The sequence below is a fragment of the Pseudomonas syringae genome (assembly GCF_001698815.1).
GTDB lineage: Bacteria > Pseudomonadota > Gammaproteobacteria > Pseudomonadales > Pseudomonadaceae > Aquipseudomonas > Aquipseudomonas syringae_A.
In genome coordinates, this window is sequence record NZ_LGSI01000037.1 from 74,223 (window position 1) to 92,287 (window position 18,065).

The window sequence follows — 18,065 nt, forward strand, 5'->3', positions numbered from 1 at the left end:
TTATTAAATACGCCGGACATAACCCTAGGGCGACTTGCCGATAATCTCCAATGAGATATTCTCAAGGCTTAATAACCGGAGGTTATCGAATGGCTGACGTCGGCTTCAAACAGTTGTGTAACTGGCTGCGGTTTCGCCATCTGGTGTTGATTGACACGCTCGCCCGTACGCAGAACATGCACGCCACCGCGCAAGCGATGAATATCAGCCAGCCGGCGGTCAGCAAAATGCTCCGTGAGGTCGAAAAACAGCTGGGTTTTGACGTGTTCCAGCGTCTGCCGCGCAGCATGTCGCCCACCGATCTGGGTAGCCATGTTGCCCGTTATGCGCAGATTGCCCTTAACGATGCCGAGCATTTCGTGGGCCAGGTCAATCATCTGCGTCAGGGTGGGCACGGTTTGCTGAAGATCGGCACCATCTTTGCGCCCACTTCCGTGGCGCTGCCGGCGGCGATTGTCGGCATCAAGCAACGCTGGCCATTGCTGAGCCTGGACGTGCTGGAAGGCACCAGCGCCAATTTGCTGAGCATGCTCGAACACAAGCAACTGGATCTGGTCATTGCCCGGTTCACGCTGGACAGCCATCGCAAACTGTTTGACTTTCAGGCCCTGGCGCCCGAGCCGCTGTGCCTGGTCACCGGCAGCCAGCATCCGTTGGCCGGCGCGCGGGAATTGCCATTGGCCGAACTCGGCAGCTGGCCGTGGATCGTTTATCCGGCTGGCACACCGATGCGCGCGCGACTGGAACGAGCTTTCGCCGAAGCAGGCATGCAGACGCCGGAAAACACCGTGGAGACCAGCTCGATGCAGACCACGCTGCAACTCCTGCAAACCGCACCGATGGTGGCGATGCTCGCTGAATCCATGGTCGGGCCGGACATGCAGGCCGGCCGCCTGACCCGCCTGGCGCTGCCGTTCCCTTTGGTGCTGGCGGATTACGGGATCATTACCCGGCGCAACGAGACGCCCGGCTGGTCTGCCCAGGCCTTCATCGAAGAGCTGCTGGCGGGCGCAGATGCCCTGCGCAGCGCACGCCAGACACCTTGATAACCGTTGGTTATCGTTTGATTGAATCTCGTCATTGGGCAGCTGGCAATCGGCCTACTAGAGTGACCGACGCTCCACCTCGACGGTAGGGGCGTCAACCGCTCAGCAGAGGCGCGCATGAGAACAATAAAAAGCTACAAGACGCTGACCATTCTGTTCCTGTTTCTGATTGGCGTAGTCAATTATCTGGACCGCAGTGCGCTGTCAATCGCCAATACCTCCATCCAGAAAGACCTGGCCATCAGCCCGATGCAGATGGGCATCATGCTGTCGGCCTTTTCCGTCGCCTACGCGTTCTCGCAGTTGCCCCTTGGCGCCTTGATCGATCGTCTGGGCAGCAAGCTGGCGCTGGGTGGCTCGCTGATTGTCTGGTCGATTGCCCAGGCGGCGTTCGGCCTGTTCAGCAGTTATGGACATCTGGTGGGTTTGCGGGTGTTGCTGGGGATTGGCGAAGCGCCGGTGTTTCCGTCTGCGGCCAAAGCGCTGTCGGAGTGGTTCGACACCAAGGAACGCGGCACGGCGACCGGCTGGGTCTGGTCCTCGACCTGCATCGGGCCGTGTCTTGCACCGCCGTTGCTGACGTTGTTCATGGTCCATCTGGGCTGGCGGGGCATGTTTGTGCTTACCGGCATCATCGGTCTGATACTGGCCGCCTGCTGGTTTGCCTTCTACAAGAGCAAGGCGCAGTACATGGCCGAGACAGGGCGCGCCGAGCCTGTGCCCGCGCAAGTCAAGCAAAGTACCGGGCCGAAAGTGCGCTGGACCGCGTTGTTCAAGGACCGCAACACCTGGGGCGCTTTTCTCGGCTTCATGGGCGTGATCTACATGATCTGGCTCAACCTGACCTGGTTGCCCGGTTACTTCGAACGCGAGCACGGCCTGGACCTGTACCGCACCGCCTGGGTGGTATCGCTGGCGTATCTGTTCGGCGCGTTGGGCACCATCGTTGCCGGCAAGGTATGCGACAAGCTGGTTGCCCGGGGCATGAAAGTGCTCGCCAGCCGCAAGCTGATGGTGATCATGGGTTTGCTCGGTGGTGCGCTGTTCACCCTGATCGTAGCGTTCACCACCAACGTCGTGGCCTGCGTGGTGCTGCTGTGCCTGACGATGTTTTTCATCAACATTTCCAGCGCCACGGCGTGGATGATCGTCAACACCATCGTGCCGTCGGAGCGGGTTGCATCGTTCGGCTCGATCCAGAATTTCGGCGGCTATCTGGCGGGTTCCATCGCACCGATTCTGACCGGATTCAGTGTGCAGCAGAGCGGCTCGTTCTCCTCGGCGTTCGTCATCAGCGCAGTGGTTGCAGCGTGCTCGGCGGTGGCGTATTTCACGCTGCTCAAGGAGCCTGCGGCGAAACCGGAACCGCTGCCGACCGTCGAGGGTGTGCATTCGGTGGGCTGAGGTTCAGGTATCACGCAACAGGTCGTTGGCGTTGAGCAGTTCGTAGGCGATTTCCGGGTGCTTTTCCAGCCCTCGGCGAATGGCGGCCGGAATCGACTGTCGGGTCTTGCGGCACAGACCCGGCCGTTCACTCAGCGTAATGCCAATGCCGCGCATGGTGCGCACTTCATTGAAGCCCGGCTCGATATGCACGCGTACGCCCAACTGCTCATAAATCCGGCCTTGCAACCGCTGCAGGTCGGCAAGGCTTTGCAGGTTCTCCAGCCGCTCCAGCAGGCGCTTTTCTTCCGTGCGATTCAGGAACAGCACGCGCAAGTCCGCGCCCGGAGTTTCCAGCAGCGAGTCGCGCCCGCAATCGCAGGCGCCGGGCGGGCAGGGTGGGCGGATCGGCAGAGGGGTCGTCATGGAAGCAATCATAAGGGGGCCGGATCGAATTTGCCCATGGGCTTGTGCGCATGATGAAGCTGCAATCATGCGCCTGACTTGCCAACCGCAGTCTGAATCCCGAAGATTGCCGCTTCACTGACCTTTCAAGGCTGTTTTGATGATCCATATCCGCTCCATGACTGCCGAAGACTTCGAGCGCTTCTGGCCCACTTTTCACGCCGTGGCCAGCGCGCAAGAAACCTACGCCTATGACCCCGAAACGACCCGGGAGCAGGCGTTGCAGCTGTGGCTGGAGCTGCCGTTGCACACCTTCGTCGCCGAAGAAGATGGCGAGTTGCTCGGCAGTTACTACCTCAAGGCCAACGCCGCCGGTCCTGGCGAGCATGTCTGCAATTGCGGCTACATGGTCAGCGAAGCCGCCCGTGGCAAGGGCGTCGCGCGCCTGATGTGCGAACACTCCCAGCGTGTTGCGACGGAAGCGGGCTTTTTGGCGATGCAGTTCAATTCAGTGGTGTCGAGCAATGAGGTGGCGGTTGCGCTCTGGCAAAAACTCGGCTTTGACGTGGTCGGTCGCTTGCCACGCGCTTACCGTCACGCGCGGTTGGGGCTGGTGGATTGCCTGGTGATGTTCAAGTGGCTGGCGGACGAGCAGGCCCCCGAGCAGCCCGCAGCGCCGAAGCTGATCGGGCGCAAGAATATCGAGTCGGTGGTGTCACGGCCGCGGCGTAGCAAACCGTAGGACGTCGGCGCCCATCCGGACTTGTAGGCGCGAGGCTTGCCCGCGAAGAACGGTAACGCGGTGGGTCTGATCCACCGACGCGCCTGATTCGCGGGCAAGCCTCGCTCCAACGGAAGAGCTAACCGCCCTTGGCTGCAGGCAGACTTGCAATCTGCCGTGACTGGCAATTCAGGTATGCCGAAGATTTCAGCCAGCGCTGGTCGGGGTACCAGGCGAACATGAATTGGCCATCCTTGAGTTTGTCGATCACCTGACGCGCCACTTGCGGGCGCACGGCCGGGCAGCCCTGGCTGCGTCCGATCCGGCCCTGCCGTTCGCTCCACAACGGGTTCACATAGTCGGCGGCGTGAATCACGATGTCTCGATCACGGGCGCGATCATTGAAACCCGGTTCAAGACCGTCCATGCGCAGTGAATAACCGTGGCTGCCTTCATAGCTTTCCTGAGTGCGGAACAATCCCAGGCTGGACTGGTAACTGCCCATGCGATTGGAAAACTGCGTGGCGAAGTTCTCACCGGACTTTTGCCCGTGGGCCACCAGGTCGCGCAGCACCAATGTCCGTTTGGTGAGGTCGAAGATCCACAGCCGACGAGCGGTGGAGGGCTGGGAATAGTCAATAACGGCCAGATGTTTGGCTTGTCGATCACCACTGCTGACTGCGCATTGCACCGCATTCAGGGCACTTTTCAGTACCGTGGGGTTGAGTTCGGGAGCGGCTTGGGTGAGCTTGCTGTAAAGAATCTGATTATTGGCGCCGGCGGCGAGGGCTGGACCGCAGGTTGCGCATAGGGTAATAGCTGCCAGACAGAGTCGGCGCATGAAGGTCAGCATGTTCAGGGAGTCCTCGCCAGTGGGCGGCTTTTGATTCCTGTTGGTATTCCGTCAAGTCGACGGCCATGGATTGGAGTGAAGTAGTTGGTCAAAAAACGTGCATATTACTTGAGCATCTGCCTGCTCGCTGCGCCATTGGTCGCGATTGCCCAGGACGGGCTCGTCGAACTGCAGAGTCCGGTGCAATCAGCGCTCACCCAATTGCCAGTGCAATGCCCTGTTCTGGCTTCGCGTCTGGACATGCCGGCGCTCAGTCTTTTGCAGGCCTTTTATCAGCAGCAGGGCTACGCGCCGGTCTGGTCCGTCCAAGGGCGCGTGTCGCTATTGGAGGCGGAGCTTCGGCAACTGGCGGACGACGGTCTCAACCCGGCTGATTACACCAAACCCGCCGACCTGGTTTCCACTGACTCAGTCTGCGCCGACCTCAATACTAGCCAGCATTACTTGCAAGCCTTGCAGGACCTGCGTTACGGCCGGTTGCTGCAAGCGCAGTTCGAGCCAATTTGGCGTTCCCGTGAGATCTCGCTTGATCGCACCTCACACGTTTTGGCCATTGCCGGCCCCGGCTTGCAGGACATGGCCGGCGCGTTTCGCCAGGCGCGTCCGATGCTGGAGCAGTACCAGAATCTGCGCCGCGTGTATGCCCAGCAGCGGCAACTGGCGTTGCTCAACTGGAAGCCCCTCGACAGTGGCCCCTTGTTGCGTCCCGACATGCAGGATGCGCGAATCCCTCAACTGGCCCAGCGGTTGTTCAGCGAAGGCTATCTGAGCAGCCCGTTTGCCGGCCCGGATAACGCTTATAGCCCGGCATTGGTGAATGCCGTGAAAAGCTTTCAGCTCAACCATTCGCTGCAATCCGATGGTGTCATCGGCCAGGGAACGGTGAATGAACTGAACGTCAGCCCTGCGACACGCCGCGAACAACTGCGGATAAACCTTGAACGTTTTCGCTGGCTTGCGCAGGATCTGGAACCCGACAGCGTGCTGGTCAACGTTGCGGCGGCCCAACTGAGCGTCTACAAGGGTGGTGTGCCGGTTTGGCAAACCCGCACCCAGGTCGGCCGTGCCGAGCGCCAGACCCCGCTGCTCAAGTCCATGGTCACTCGCTTGACGCTCAACCCGACCTGGACGATCCCGCCGACCATTCTGCGCGAAGACAAATTGCCGGAAATCCGCCGCGATCATGGCTTCCTGCTCAAACACAATCTGCAAGTGCTGGACCTCGCCGGCAATCCGCTGACGGCTGAAGACATTGACTGGGACAATCCCGGCAATATCCTGTTGCGACAGGATGCCGGGCCGAAAAATCCACTTGGCAGGATCGTCATCCGTTTTCCCAACCCTTATTCGGTGTACCTGCACGACACGCCCAGTCAGGCGCTGTTCAGCAAAGGCCCACGCGCCTTCAGTTCCGGCTGCGTGCGGGTCGAGCAACCACTGCGCCTGCGCGACATGCTCCTGAGCCCGGCGGATCGGGAGCGTACCGAAGTGCTGCTGACCACCGGCATCACTCACGAATTCAGGCTGACCAGACCCGTGCCGATCCTGATCACCTACTGGACCGCCCAGGTCGATAGCCAGGGTCGGCTGCTGTATGTCCCGGATGTATATGGCCGCGACCCGGCATTGGCGACAGCGATGGTGGCCCACCCCTGAGCCTTGCACACGCCTCGCCGACCGGACCGGATCAGCAAGGCGTGCAGCCGGTATCTCAGCGCCCGCCGACCACCATGTCGCTGAATGGCGCGACATAAGCCTGCAAGGTCACCAGCCCACCGACCAGAATCGCCAGCACGATGGAGTGGAAAAACACGTAGCGCAGGATTTCCCCTTCATGGCCGTACCAGCGGGTGGCGGTGGAGGCGACGACGATGGACTGCGCATCGACCATCTTGCCCATCACGCCTCCCGAACTATTGGCAGCGGCCATCAGCACCGGGCTGAGCCCCAGTTGTTCGGCAGTGACCCGTTGCAAGCCGCCGAACAGCACGTTCGAAGCGGTGTCCGAGCCGGTCAGGGCAACCCCGAGCCAGCCCAGCAGCGTGCCGAACATGGGATAAAAGATGCCGGTTGCGGCGAAGGCCAGGCCCATGGTCGCATCCAGCCCTGAATACCGCGTCAGGAAGCCCAGGGCGAGCATCGCCACAATGGTGATCAGCGAATAGCGCACCACCCAGATGGTTCGCAGGTAGTGCTTGACCAGTTGCGGGATGGAATAGCCCATCAGCAGTCCACCGAGAATTGCCGCCAGCAGGATGCCGCTGCCGGTGCTGGTGAACCAGTTGAATTTGTACACCGCTTCCTCGGTTTTAGGCTGCGGCACCACAGGCGGGACTTTTTCGACTTGCTGATGCAGGGTGCCGAAGGTCACGGCAGGCGAGAAGAACGGATTGGCCTCGCGCACCGGCTTGCCTTGCGGGTCGAGCATGGCCGCACCGGTTTGCACGTTCATAGCCTGGCGAGTGTCGAACATAGACTTGAAGCTTTGCGTGCCCCAGGCGAAGACAAACACCGTGAGAATGATCCACGGCATCCAGGCGCGCATCACTGCCGGCTTGGCGTCGGTGGCAAAGGTGGCGGTGGGTTTTTCATCCGGATCTTCATCGATTCGCGAATTGTCCACGCGTCCTGACAAGGCGGCCGAGGTATGGATCGTGGCCGGTTTCCAGACCCGGAGAAAACCGGTCAGGCAAGCCATGGAAATCAATGCGGCGATCACGTCCACCAGCATCGGTCCGTGGTAGTTGGAGACGATGAACTGCGGCACGGCAAAGCTGACGCCCGCAACCAGGATCGCCGGCCAGATTTCCAGCATCTTGCGCCATCCGGCAAACGCCCAGATCAGCCAGAACGGCACCAGTACCGAGAAAAACGGCAGCTGGCGGCCGACCATCATCGACAGTTCCATTTCATCCAGGCCGGTCACCTTGGCCAGGGTGATGATCGGTGTGCCCAAGGCACCGAAGGCAACGGGTGCGGTATTGGCAATCAGCGCCAGGCCCGACGCCGCAAGGGGCGAAAACCCCAGGCCGATCAGGATTGCGCCGGTCACTGCAACGGGCGTCCCAAAACCGGCAGCCCCTTCGAAGAACGCCCCAAAGCAGAAGGCGATCAACAGCAATTGCAGGCGTCGATCATCGGTGATGCGTGCCAGGGAGTCTTGCAGCACCTTGAACGAGCCGTTTTCGGTGGTCAGACGGTGCAAAAAGATGATGTTGAGAACAATCCAGCCAATGGGGAGCAAGCCGTTGGCGGCGCCGAACAGCGCCGCGGAACCTGCCATGGTCGCGGGCATGCCAAATGCGAAGATCGCGATCAACAGGGCCGAAGCCAGGGCCAGCAATGCCGCAATGTGGGCCTTGATATGAAAGAACGCCAGCGCTGCAAGCATCACCACCACCGGCACGGCGGCCATGATGGTGGAGAGCACCGGGTTATCGAACGGATCATAGATTTGCTGCCAGACCATATTCCACCTCTGCTTTTATTGTTGGAAATGCAGGCCTCCGAGCCCGGGGGACGGGCTCAGAGGTAGGTGGCTTGCAGTATAGGCGGCATTCTCCGGCTGTCGTGGCGGACGTCAGTTGCGGCGACGATCCAGGTAATCCAGGCCGCGATACCAGCCGCTGACGATGGGCAGGAACCACGCTTTGCCCTGGTACAGCAGGTGTCCGGGGAACTGCGGATTGTCGAACTCGCAGGGTTGCTGCAGCGTACCCAGGTGTTTGCGGGCGAACTGATAACCCAGATAGGTCATCAGGGCGACGCCATTGCCGTTGCAGCCCACGGCATGCTCGCTGCCGTCGTGTTCGCCCATGTGCGCGATCTTGTCGAAGGTCATGCCGACCTGGCCATGCCAGCAATGAGTAACTTGATAGCCTTCCAGCTGCGGCCAGATCTTCAGCATCTTCGCGTAAAGATGCGGCACCGCCTCGCGTTCGTCCATTTCGAACGCACCCGGACGCGCGCCGAACATCACCCGTGTGCCGTCAGGGGAAGGCCGGGTGTAGATCACTTCGCGCTGGCTGTCGGTGATCATCAGGCGGCGCGGGTTGATTTCGTCCATCAGCGCCGTCGGCACCGGTTCGGTGGTGATCTGATAGCTGCGCACCGGAATCACCCGCTTGCCCAGGTAAGGTGTCGCGTCAGAGGTGTAGCCGTTGGTGGCGATGAACACCGTCCTGGCAATCAAGGTGCCTCGGCTGGTGACGACGCGCTTGGTGAGGCCTTGCTCGTCGATTTTTTCCAGCCGCGCATGGGAGGCGAACTTCACGCCCAGGGCAGTGGCGAGCTTGCGCAGCGCCGCGTGATACTTGCCCGCATGCAAGCCGCCGTACTCATCGATGACGATGCCGCCCTTGTAGAACTCGGTGGCGGTGACTTCGGCCTGGCGTGCCTTGGGGATTTCGTGAACGGTCACGCCGGTGTGGGTGCGCAGCAATTCGCCATCGCGGCACAACTGTTCGTAATGACGCTGGCTGATCGCGCCGAAGAAGCGCCCGCTGATATCCAGATCGGCATCGAGCCGGTCTTCGCCGACAAAGCGTTTCAGGTAATCGAACGAGGCCAGGGAGTCTTTCAGCAAGCGCGCCTTGCGGGCCTCGTCTACGCCCTTGACCGCGCCGCCGATCACCAGCTTCTGTCCGCTGGAGACCATGCCGCCGGTGCGCGTGCTGCCGCCGGCGCCAATCGCCAGTTCATCCATCACCAGCACTTGCACGCCGCCCCGCGCCAGCTCGATAGCCGCCGACATCCCGCAAAAGCCGGAGCCGACAATCAGCATCTCGACGCGCTCGGGCAGCGGGCCATTGTGGGTTTCCGGGGAGGCTGCCTCCCACCAGTAGGGCGTGGTTTTGAAGTCGGATGAATAGATCGAAGGCATGGCTCAGTTTCCGGCAGTGATGAAAGAAGACAGGAATTGACGAGTGCGTGCGTCCTCAGGGGCGGTGAACATGACCTGCGGCGGGGCCTGCTCGACCACCTTGCCGCCCGCCATGAACACCACCTGGTCCGCGACTTCACGGGCGAAGCGCATTTCGTGGGTCACCACCACCATGGTCATGCCCTCGTCGGCGAGATCGCGCATGACCTTGAGCACGTCGCCGATGGTTTCCGGGTCGAGGGCCGAGGTGGGTTCGTCGAAAAGCATCGCTTTGGGGCGCATGGCCAGGGCGCGGACGATGGCCACGCGTTGTTGCTGACCACCCGACAGCTCGCTTGGCCAGGCATCGGCCTTGTGTTCCAGGCCGACTTTGACGAGTAATTTGCGCGCGTCGGCTTGCGCCTCGGCCAGGGAGCAGAGCTTGCGGCGCACCGGCGTCAAGGTGATGTTGTCAAGCACGTTCAGGTGCGGGAACAGCGTGTAGTCCTGAAAAACCATGCCCACTTCCAGACGCAGTTTTTGCCACGCCCGTTCGCTGTGGATATTCAGGCTCTGACCGCGCAGCTCCAGCGTGCCCTGGTCGGGCTGGACCAAACCGTTGAGCATGCGGATCAGCGTGCTCTTGCCCGAACCGCTGGGCCCGATCAGGACCATGACGCTGCCCGGCTGTACATCGAGGTCGATACCCTTGAGCACTTCGAGGGTCCCGAAGCGCTTGTGCAAACCGCGCAGGCGCAGCAAGGGCAGGTTAGGGGTTGTCTCGGACATGGGAGGCTTCCTGTAGGCGTCAGTTGGGCGTCAGCGCGGGCGTGTTCTCTGGCGTCGGGGCCAGCGCCACGCGTTCGTGCTTGAGCTTGCGTTCCAGGCGTCGGCCCAGTGCGGTGAGCACCGAACACAACAGGAAGTACACCAGCAGGATCAGCGCATACACCGCTGGCGCCGGGTTGTAGCCGTCCATCATCGACGTGCGTTCCACCACCAGTTGGCCGACCCGGAAGAATTCACCGACGCCGACGATGGCGCCCAGCGTGGTGGATTGCAGCAGCAGCGTCAGCAGGCCGACATAGGCGGGCAGTACGTGTTTGAAGGCTTGCGGGCCGCTGATGAGCAGCAAAACTTCCCAGCCCTTGAGGCCCAAGGCTCGCGCGCTGTTGATCTGATGCAGCGGCACCGCGTTAAGTGCGCCACGCATCAGCTCGGCAGCATTGGCGCCGCCCCACAACGACAGGCCCAGGGTTACCGCCGTGAAGGGCGAGAAATCCAGCCCCAGCAGCGGCGCACCGAAAAACACGAAGAAGATGTTCACGATCAGCGGGATGCCGCGCAGCAGTTCGATGTACACGCGCATCAGCCAGCGCAGCGGGGCGAAGCGTGAACTCGCCATGGCGCCGATCAGCACGCCGATCAGGGTCGAACCGGCCAGCGTCACACCAGCCAGCGCCAGAGTGGTCAGCAAACCCTGCAGGAAAAAGCCCGCGTTATTAATCAATAAGTTCATGGTCAGCCCTCAGGTGCGATACGGCTTGTGCAGCCGCGCTTCGAGCCAGGCTGAAGCCAGCGCCAGAGCGCCGACCAGCGCCAGATACAACACGCACATGGCGGCGAGCATTTCCAGGGTGCGGAAGTCCGAAGCGATCTTGTTCACCGCGACATAGGTCAATTCCGCGAGGCCGATGGCTTGCAGGAAGGCCGAGTTTTTCAGCAGGGAAACCGTGGTGTTCAACAGCGAAGGCAAGCTGGTGCGCAGAGCGATGGGGCGTGCGATCAGCCACATGAACTGCCAGCGATTGAGACTCATGGCTGTCGCCGCTTCCCGCAGGCCGGTCGGTACCGAAGCAAGGCCGCCACGGAAGTTTTCAATCTGATAGGCGCCGGCCCAGAGCGTCAGGGTCAACACACCGGACCAGTACAGCGAAACCGGCACGCCCAGCCCCGGCAGTCCGTAATAGATAAAAAACATCTGGCCGAGCAACGGCGTGTTACGGATGAACTCGACATAGCCGGCAATCAGCGGGCTGGCCCAGCGCACCTGCAAATAGCGCAAGGTGCCGCCAATCAGGCCAATGATCAGCGACAGCGCAATCGCCACCAGGCTGACATTGAGCGTGACCCCGACGCCTTTGAGCAAAGCAGGCCACTGTTGCAACAGATAGTGAATGTCGAAATCCATAAACGCGTTCCTCTGCCCAGCGTTGATCAGCCGTTACAGATTGGCGACCGGAGTCGGCTTGGTGAAGCCATCGATGTAGAACTGCTCGGTGCCTTCGGGCGCTACGGCCTTGATCCAGCCGCTGTAGAGGTTCTGTTCCTGCATGCGCGCCAGTGCCGCGTTGACGTAAGCCAGCCACGCCGCTTCGTTCTTGCGCAAGCCAATAGCGGCTTCGGAAATGCCATACGGCTGGCCGATGCGCCGCACGCTTTTGTCACGGGCGCCGATCATCACCAGGGTCGCGGTGTCGTGGGCGTACCCGTCGGCACGGCCTTGCTGGAACGCCATCAAGGCTTCCGAAGAGCTATTGAGATTGGTCAGCTGCACGCCGCTGGCGTGTTCGCCCAGCCAGCGTGCCTGGGTCGAGCCTTTGAGGGCGATGACGGTCTTGCCGTCCAGGTCGGCGATGGTTTTCGCCGGGCTGTCGTTCTTGACCAGAATGTCGCTGCTGTCCCAGCGATAGGGCTTGCTGAATGCCACAACACGTTCACGTTCCGGGGTGATGCCCAGCGTCGCCACCAGCATGTCGACCTTGTTGCCCATCAGCTGCGGGATGCGGCTCTCGGCCGTGACGCAAGTGAGAATGGCTTTGTCTTTGGAGCCAAACGCGTACTCGGCGATTTGCCGTGCGATCTCGACTTCGACACCGGCAAAGCCGCCGTTCTGATCCTTGAAACCGAACGGTGGCTGGTCACAGCGCACGCCTGCCTTGAGTTCGCCCTTGGCTGCGATTTCCGGAGGCAGCGCGGGCAATTCTGCAGCGCTGACCGAAGAAATGCCCAACGCCAAAGCGCAAGCAGTCAGGGTGGTGCTCAAACCTGAATATGTCATGAGGTACTCCGCGGCGACCAAGTGGGGTAGGTGCTGAACGATTTCAGTGTTGATCGACTTGGCAATCCAGTCCAATTGTTATATTCAAGTGTGCTATTCACAGCTGATATAGGTCTATGGCATGAATCTGCGTCAGGTCGAAGCATTTCGGGCGGTCATGATGTTTGGCACCATGGTTGCCGCCGCGCGTGAACTGCACACCTCGCAACCCAGCATCAGCAGGCTGGTGACCGAGCTCGAGGAGCGTTTGCAGTTCAAGCTGTTCGTGCGTGGCGCGAGTCGCCTGACGCCTACCGATGAGGGATCGGCGTTCTATCGGGAGGTCGAGCACAGTTTCAGCGGGCTGGCGTATCTCAACCAGGCCGCCCATGAGATTCGCGTTTCGGGCACCGGCCGTTTGCGCATCGCGGCGATTCCGGCAATCGCAGGCCTGTTGCCGCGCGTGATCAAACGCTTCAAGAAACGCTTCCCGCAAGTGGCGATCCTGCTGGAAATGCGCAGCGAAGCCACGGTTCGCCGCTGGACTTCAGTGGGCTATTGCGACATCGGCTACGCGTCGAGCATTGGCGAATCGCCCAATGTGCATGCGCAACAGTTGTATCAACTACCGGGCGTTGCGGTGCTGCCCACCGGCCATGCCTTGGCAGCAAAAAACCGAGTCAGTCTTGAAGACTTGCGTGGCGAGCCGTTCATTTCGCTGTCCGCCGTCGACCGTACCCGCCGCCTTATCGACGAAGCCTTCGAGCGTGCCGATGTCGGCCGCCAGCTAAGCATCGAAACCCCGTACAGCATGACGCTTTGCGCCCTGGTCGCCCAAGGCATGGGCGTGTCGATTGCCAACCCGCTGTCGACGCTCGACGCACCGCCCGGCCTGATTTTTCGGCCGTTGACCTGCGTGATCCCGTTTTTTGGCTTTACCATCCTTCCCACCGAAAAAGTCCCCAGCGCACTGGCCAAAGTGTTCGTCGAAATGACCCAGGAAGTGATCAGCGAGGAGGAATGGCGGGGGCGACTGCACGCAGAATAACGCTGCTCGATGGGGTCTCCGGGCTTAACTGTATATGCTTTATAAGCATGTTCTATAATCAATCTAATAACTTAAATTAATATTAGCTTAGCGTTAATTAGAATTTCACACCGCCAAATACATCGATTATGTTCTTAAGCATCGGCTGAATAGGCCGCGTTTCAGACCTACAGCGTTACATCCTGAATGTCTCGACCCGACCCCTCGCACGGTGGAGGAGAGCAATAACTCCATGCGAGGGCCTGCACCATGAAAACCTGATTCCCCACTCCCGTTCTTCCTGCGCCCGGCAAGCCAATGCTGCTGGCGCGGAACAGTCTTCATCACGAACCCGTTTTGATTTCCGCGCCTGGTGCGCAGCGACGGCGTTCGCCCCAAGAAAATAGCTCGGCAACACGAGCCCTGGTTGAGTAGACCGCATGAGCCATGCAAGCACCTCAAGCACGACAAGCACGACAAGCACGACAAGCAAAAGTATTTTCAGCCTGCCCCACGCTAACAATCGTTTGACCCTGGACGCGGTTCCACGCCACGACGATTTGCTGCAAGAACGCCTGCATCGCAAACAGCGTCTGGCGGCGGCCTATCGGTTGTTCGCGCAATACGGTTTTGAAGTCGGCCTGGCCGGACATTTCACGGCGCGCGATCCCATCGAAACCGAGCACTACTGGATCAATCCCCTTGGCGTGCCGTTCTCGCAGATCAGCGTCTCGCAATTGCTGCGCGTCGATAGCCAGGGCCAGGTCGTAGAGGGCGAAGGCCTGCTCAATACCAGCGCCCTGGACTTGCATTACGGTTTGCAGCAAGCGCGACCCGAAGTGGTCGGCATCGCGCATTTGCACGGGTTTTATGGCCGCACCTGGTCATCGCTGGGTCAGCTGTTTGATCCGATCACCGCTGAAGCCGGGGCTTTTGTGGGTGATCAGGCGATTTTCCGCCGCCATGACCTGCGCAAAGCCGACGGCACACCGGAGCAGGATCGCGACCTCGTTACCGGCGCGTTTGTCGACAGTTTCGCTGGCAACAACTTGTTGTTCTGGCAGAACCATGGCGTGTGGACCGTCGGCGAAACGGTGGAAAGTGCGGCCTGGCGCTTCATTCTCGCCGAGGACGTGGCGCGTTCGCACTTGCTGGCCAGGGCCGCCGGGGTACCGATCATTCCCCAGCTGGAACCCGCGAGCGCCGAGGGCAGGGCGCGCAACGAACTGTTCAGCTGGCTCAACTTCCAGCCGCTGTGGGATGAAATCATCGCCCGCCAGCCAGATCTGTTGGCGTAGGCGGCGGGTCATGGTTGCGCTTAATCGACGTCAACTGCTCGCCGCCAGTGCGGGCGCGCTGCTCGGCGGACTGCTGGCACCGGTCAGCGCCTGGGCTTCGACACCCGCGTTGCGGGTCTGGCGCTACAAGGGTTCGGCGGCCACATTCATGGCCTTGGCCGGGCAACTGGACACGCCTTATCCAATTGAGTGGGTGGACATCGGCGGCGGCAATCTGGTGCTTGAAGCGTTGAACAGCGACAGCCTGGATTACGTGTCGATGAGCGAGATCCCGCCGATTTTCGCGTCCATCGCCAAGGTGCCCATTGCGCTGGTGGCGACCATTCCCGGCGATGTGCATGACATCGGCATCGTGATCAAAAACGGCTCGGGGATTCATGGCGTTGCCGATTTGAAGGGCAAGAAGATCAGCTATGTGCGCGCCACCAATACCCACTATTTCCTGCTGCGCCTGTTGCAACGTCATGGGCTGTCATTGGCGGATGTGCAGCCGATTCCCATGCCGATGCAGGAATCCCTGATCGCCTTTCGCAGCGGGCATGTGGACGCGCTGATTGGTGGCGGGATTTCCGTCCTGCAGGCCGAAATGGCCGGTGGCACGCAACTGCAGGACGTCAGCGATTACGTGGGCAACACGATTATCGCCACCACGCAAAAAGTCTTGCAGGACGCCAGTCGCCAGGCGCAGGTCGCCGATTTTCTGCGGCGTGAACAAGCCACCTGGGCCTGGGTGGAAAAGCATCCAGAGGCCTGGGCGCAGAGTAACGAACAGCTCACCGGAATCGCCGCAGACCTGTACCTCAAGCAACTGCGGCAGCGCGGTACGCCACAGCGACTCGGGCCGATCACCGGGCAGGCGATTGTCGACCAGCAAAAAGTTGCAGACACCTTTTTCGAAAATCGATTGATTCGCCAACCGGTCGATGTGCGACCGCTGTGGCGAACCGATTTCACGCAATTTCTGGACACTCAAACCCTATGAAAGCACCTTCGTCTTCTGTCGCATTGCCTTGGGCGCCCTGGTTTTTCGCCGGTTTCAGCTTGCTGCCGACTCTGGCGCTGGCCGCCAGCGACACCGACACGTTGGACACCGTCATCGTCACCGGCTCGCGCGGCAGTGAAGCGCGCACCGTCACCAGCAGCCCGGCGCCAATCGACGTGATCAGCGCCCAGCAACTGGAAAAAACCGGTTCCGGCAGCCTGCGTGGCGCGCTGGAAAAAACCCTGCCGTCATTCAGTCAGCGACCTTCGGGCAGCTCCAATGACAGCATTGCCCGACCGTACAGCCTGCGCGGGCTGAACGGCTCCAATGTGCTGGTGCTGGTCAACGGCAAGCGCCGCCATAACAGCGCAGTGATCAACCTGGATTCCACGGCGGCTTACGGCACCAATCCGGTGGATCTGGACATGATCCCGATCAGCGCCATCGATCATATCGAGGTGCTGCGCGATGGCGCATCGGCGCAATACGGCTCGGACGCCATCGCCGGGGTGATCAATATCATCCTCAAGCAGAACGATCACGGTGGCTCGGCCAGCACGCAATACGGCGAGTATTACAAAGGCGACGGCGGCATCATCAAGCAGTCGCTGAACACCGGTTTTGCGTTGCCCAATGACGGCTTCTTCAACCTTTCGCTGGATGCCAAATCCCAGCAGACCGCCGTTCGCTCCCGGGACGCCACCGGTTCGTTGTATTACCCCCAGGCCAACGGTTCGCCGGACCCGCGCGAGGCGACCACCGACCGCGAATTGCAGAAAAACGGTTTGCCGAAAATCAAGGCCATCAACGTTGGCTACAACGCTGAAGCGCCGCTCAATGACGACCTGACGCTGTATTCCTTTTCCACCTTGAGCAAGCGCGATGCCCGAGGCGGGCAGAATTATCGGCGACCTAATTCGACCAACATCATTCCGGAGATCTACCCCAACGGCACCGCGCCTTTTTATACCCTGGAAGAGGTGGACTATCAGGTGGCCGCCGGTGCCAAAGGCCTGGTCAAGGACTGGAGCTGGGATTTGAGTTCGACCTTCGGCCGCGACAAGGGCCAGGCGGGCGCGGACGAAACCCTCAATGCGTCCCTCGGCCCGAGCAGCCCGACCCATTTCGACAGCTACACCAACACCTTCGATCAGTGGACCAATAACCTGGACCTGACCCGCGCCTTCGAAGTCGGCCTGGCCAAACCGTTGCAGGTTTCCCTGGGGGCCGAGCACCGTCACGAGCGCTACAAGACCGAATCCGACGATGTGCTTTCCTATCTCAACGGCGGTTATGTTTATCCCAGCGGGCCATTGGCCGGGCAGCCGGCTGCCGTTGGCGCGCAAGGTGCGATTACCCTGACCCCGGAAGATGCCGGACAGAACAGCCGCAACAGCTACGCGACCTATGTCGATCTGGGCATCAATCCCACCGAGAAGCTGTATCTGGGCATCGCCGGACGCTTCGAGAAGTACGACGATGATTCGGGCAATACCGCCAGCGGAAAACTGTCGGCCCGCTATGACTTCACACCGATTTTCGCCATTCGCGGCACCTTGAGCAATGGCTTCCGTGCGCCTTCCCTGTCGCAGTCGACCTATGCGCAGACCTCCAACCAGTACACCTTGGTGAACGGTATCGCCCAGTTCGTCGAGGCCAAGACTGCCCGTGTCGATTCGGCGCTGGCCAAGGCGCTGGGCGCCAGTGATCTTGAGCCGGAGAAGTCGCGCAACATCAGCGTCGGCTTCACCTACAAGCCGCTGCCCCAGGCCAACCTGACCCTCGATGCCTATCAGATCGAAATCAAGGATCGCATCGGCCTGACCGGTTTCCTGTATGGATCCGGGGTCAATCAGATTCTGCAGCAACAAGGCCTGAAACCGGGTTATCGCGTCAAATACTTCACCAACGCCGCCGACACCACCACGCGCGGCGTCGATCTGGTCACCGACTACAAGGTCGATTACGGCCGCTACGGCAGCGTCAAATACGGTGTTGCGTTCAACTACAACAAGACCGATCTGGACAGCATCAAGTCGACGCCCGGCGTCTTGGCGTCCAGCGGCCTGGAGCTGTTTGACCGGGTCGCCCAGGGCTATCTGACCGTGGCCAACCCGAAGACCAAACTGATCCTCAGCGGCAACTGGAAAATCGACAAGTTCGACATCAATGCCTCGCTCAATCGCTACGACAAGGTCATCGCCCGCGACGCCAATCCGGCCTATGACGTGACTTACGGCGCGAAGTGGATCACCGATCTGGAAGTGGCCTATGCCGTGACCGACAGCCTCGGCGTGGCGGTCGGCGCGAACAACCTGTTCGACGTGCGCGCCGACAACAACGGCTACCCCAATGGCGATATCAACGGCTTCCCCAAGTTCGGCAGCATCTCGCCGTTCGATCCCTACGGCGGCCTTTGGTACACCCGAGTAAGTTACAACTTCTGACA

Annotated in this window: 16 protein-coding genes; 8 read left to right on the forward strand and 8 right to left on the reverse strand. The window is 60.7% G+C overall.

The window, feature by feature from the left end:
* Positions 1-89 precede the first annotated feature (89 nt).
* Together AFK24_RS10185 and AFK24_RS10190 are read left to right on the forward strand one after the other, a co-directional pair.
* Positions 90-1,046 (forward strand): LysR family transcriptional regulator, encoded by a 957-nt coding sequence (locus AFK24_RS10185; RefSeq protein ID WP_065833113.1) that lies wholly within the window; start codon positions 90-92, stop codon positions 1,044-1,046.
* 117 nt (positions 1,047-1,163) lie between these two features.
* Positions 1,164-2,450, forward strand: coding sequence for an MFS transporter (locus AFK24_RS10190; RefSeq protein WP_065833114.1), 1,287 nt, complete (start codon positions 1,164-1,166; stop codon positions 2,448-2,450).
* 3 nt (positions 2,451-2,453) lie between these two features.
* Here the strand turns inward: AFK24_RS10190 and AFK24_RS10195 are convergent, their stop codons facing one another.
* Positions 2,454-2,855 carry a hypothetical protein gene (locus tag AFK24_RS10195; RefSeq protein WP_065833115.1) on the reverse strand — a complete coding sequence of 134 codons (402 nt, stop codon included), beginning with the start codon at positions 2,853-2,855 and terminating at the stop codon, positions 2,454-2,456.
* 139 nt (positions 2,856-2,994) lie between these two features.
* Between AFK24_RS10195 and AFK24_RS10200 the strand changes: the two genes are divergently transcribed.
* Positions 2,995-3,576, forward strand: a complete 582-nt coding sequence (locus tag AFK24_RS10200; RefSeq protein ID WP_065833116.1) for a GNAT family N-acetyltransferase — start codon at positions 2,995-2,997, stop codon at positions 3,574-3,576.
* 118 nt (positions 3,577-3,694) lie between these two features.
* Here the strand turns inward: AFK24_RS10200 and AFK24_RS10205 are convergent, their stop codons facing one another.
* Positions 3,695-4,408, reverse strand: a complete 714-nt coding sequence (locus AFK24_RS10205; protein ID WP_065833117.1) for a murein L,D-transpeptidase catalytic domain family protein — start codon at positions 4,406-4,408, stop codon at positions 3,695-3,697.
* A gap of 84 nt (positions 4,409-4,492) precedes the next feature.
* Here AFK24_RS10205 and AFK24_RS10210 point away from each other — a divergent pair, with 84 nt between their 5' ends.
* Positions 4,493-6,064, forward strand: coding sequence for a L,D-transpeptidase family protein (locus AFK24_RS10210; RefSeq protein WP_065833118.1), 1,572 nt, complete (start codon positions 4,493-4,495; stop codon positions 6,062-6,064).
* 55 nt (positions 6,065-6,119) lie between these two features.
* On the opposite strand, the gene AFK24_RS10215 is transcribed toward AFK24_RS10210, so the two are convergent.
* The 6 genes from AFK24_RS10215 to AFK24_RS10240 all read right to left on the reverse strand — a co-directional run bounded on the left by AFK24_RS10215 (position 6,120) and on the right by AFK24_RS10240 (position 12,330).
* Positions 6,120-7,877, reverse strand: a complete 1,758-nt coding sequence (locus AFK24_RS10215) for an L-lactate permease (RefSeq protein WP_065833119.1) — start codon at positions 7,875-7,877, stop codon at positions 6,120-6,122.
* Between the two features lie 111 nt (positions 7,878-7,988).
* Complete coding sequence (locus tag AFK24_RS10220) at positions 7,989-9,290, reverse strand: NAD(P)/FAD-dependent oxidoreductase (protein ID WP_065833120.1); 1,302 nt, start codon at positions 9,288-9,290, stop codon at positions 7,989-7,991.
* Between the two features lie 3 nt (positions 9,291-9,293).
* Complete coding sequence (locus AFK24_RS10225; protein ID WP_065833121.1) at positions 9,294-10,058, reverse strand: amino acid ABC transporter ATP-binding protein; 765 nt, start codon at positions 10,056-10,058, stop codon at positions 9,294-9,296.
* A gap of 19 nt (positions 10,059-10,077) precedes the next feature.
* A complete protein-coding gene (locus AFK24_RS10230; RefSeq protein WP_065833122.1) occupies positions 10,078-10,788 on the reverse strand; it encodes an amino acid ABC transporter permease in 711 nt (236 codons plus the stop codon).
* 9 nt (positions 10,789-10,797) lie between these two features.
* Complete coding sequence (locus AFK24_RS10235) at positions 10,798-11,460, reverse strand: amino acid ABC transporter permease (RefSeq protein WP_065833123.1); 663 nt, start codon at positions 11,458-11,460, stop codon at positions 10,798-10,800.
* A 33-nt stretch (positions 11,461-11,493) separates the two neighbouring features.
* The gene (locus AFK24_RS10240) at positions 11,494-12,330 is read right to left on the reverse strand and encodes a transporter substrate-binding domain-containing protein (protein ID WP_065833205.1); all 837 of its coding nucleotides are present in this window, start codon (positions 12,328-12,330) and stop codon (positions 11,494-11,496) included.
* A gap of 121 nt (positions 12,331-12,451) precedes the next feature.
* Here AFK24_RS10240 and AFK24_RS10245 point away from each other — a divergent pair, with 121 nt between their 5' ends.
* The 4 genes from AFK24_RS10245 (at position 12,452) to AFK24_RS10260 (ending at position 18,063) form a co-directional block, all read left to right on the forward strand.
* A complete protein-coding gene (locus AFK24_RS10245) occupies positions 12,452-13,357 on the forward strand; it encodes a LysR substrate-binding domain-containing protein (RefSeq protein ID WP_065833124.1) in 906 nt (301 codons plus the stop codon).
* Positions 13,358-13,776: 419 nt separating this feature from the next.
* Complete coding sequence (locus AFK24_RS10250) at positions 13,777-14,634, forward strand: class II aldolase/adducin family protein (RefSeq protein WP_065833125.1); 858 nt, start codon at positions 13,777-13,779, stop codon at positions 14,632-14,634.
* Positions 14,635-14,644: 10 nt separating this feature from the next.
* Complete coding sequence (locus AFK24_RS10255; RefSeq protein WP_065833126.1) at positions 14,645-15,616, forward strand: ABC transporter substrate-binding protein; 972 nt, start codon at positions 14,645-14,647, stop codon at positions 15,614-15,616.
* On the forward strand, positions 15,613-18,063 hold the full coding sequence (locus AFK24_RS10260) for a TonB-dependent receptor plug domain-containing protein (RefSeq protein ID WP_065833127.1): 2,451 nt from the start codon (positions 15,613-15,615) through the stop codon (positions 18,061-18,063). Before AFK24_RS10255 ends, AFK24_RS10260 begins: the two co-directional genes overlap by 4 nt.
* Positions 18,064-18,065 lie beyond the last annotated feature (2 nt).

Excerpts from the sequence above, each read along its gene's own strand:
- AFK24_RS10245 (WP_065833124.1), top strand. The coding sequence starts at position 12,452 with ATGAATCTGCGTCAGGTCGAAGCATTTCGGGCGGTCATGATGTTTGGC.
- AFK24_RS10215 (WP_065833119.1), bottom strand. The coding sequence starts at position 7,877 with ATGGTCTGGCAGCAAATCTATGATCCGTTCGATAACCCGGTGCTCTCC.
- AFK24_RS10255 (WP_065833126.1), top strand. The coding sequence starts at position 14,645 with ATGGTTGCGCTTAATCGACGTCAACTGCTCGCCGCCAGTGCGGGCGCG.
- AFK24_RS10260 (WP_065833127.1), top strand. The coding sequence starts at position 15,613 with ATGAAAGCACCTTCGTCTTCTGTCGCATTGCCTTGGGCGCCCTGGTTT.
- AFK24_RS10200 (WP_065833116.1), top strand. The coding sequence starts at position 2,995 with ATGATCCATATCCGCTCCATGACTGCCGAAGACTTCGAGCGCTTCTGG.
- AFK24_RS10240 (WP_065833205.1), bottom strand. The coding sequence starts at position 12,330 with ATGACATATTCAGGTTTGAGCACCACCCTGACTGCTTGCGCTTTGGCG.
- AFK24_RS10225 (WP_065833121.1), bottom strand. The coding sequence starts at position 10,058 with ATGTCCGAGACAACCCCTAACCTGCCCTTGCTGCGCCTGCGCGGTTTG.
- AFK24_RS10220 (WP_065833120.1), bottom strand. The coding sequence starts at position 9,290 with ATGCCTTCGATCTATTCATCCGACTTCAAAACCACGCCCTACTGGTGG.
- AFK24_RS10250 (WP_065833125.1), top strand. The coding sequence starts at position 13,777 with ATGAGCCATGCAAGCACCTCAAGCACGACAAGCACGACAAGCACGACA.
- AFK24_RS10185 (WP_065833113.1), top strand. The coding sequence starts at position 90 with ATGGCTGACGTCGGCTTCAAACAGTTGTGTAACTGGCTGCGGTTTCGC.
- AFK24_RS10230 (WP_065833122.1), bottom strand. The coding sequence starts at position 10,788 with ATGAACTTATTGATTAATAACGCGGGCTTTTTCCTGCAGGGTTTGCTG.
- AFK24_RS10205 (WP_065833117.1), bottom strand. The coding sequence starts at position 4,408 with ATGCTGACCTTCATGCGCCGACTCTGTCTGGCAGCTATTACCCTATGC.
- AFK24_RS10235 (WP_065833123.1), bottom strand. The coding sequence starts at position 11,460 with ATGGATTTCGACATTCACTATCTGTTGCAACAGTGGCCTGCTTTGCTC.
- AFK24_RS10195 (WP_065833115.1), bottom strand. The coding sequence starts at position 2,855 with ATGACGACCCCTCTGCCGATCCGCCCACCCTGCCCGCCCGGCGCCTGC.
- AFK24_RS10190 (WP_065833114.1), top strand. The coding sequence starts at position 1,164 with ATGAGAACAATAAAAAGCTACAAGACGCTGACCATTCTGTTCCTGTTT.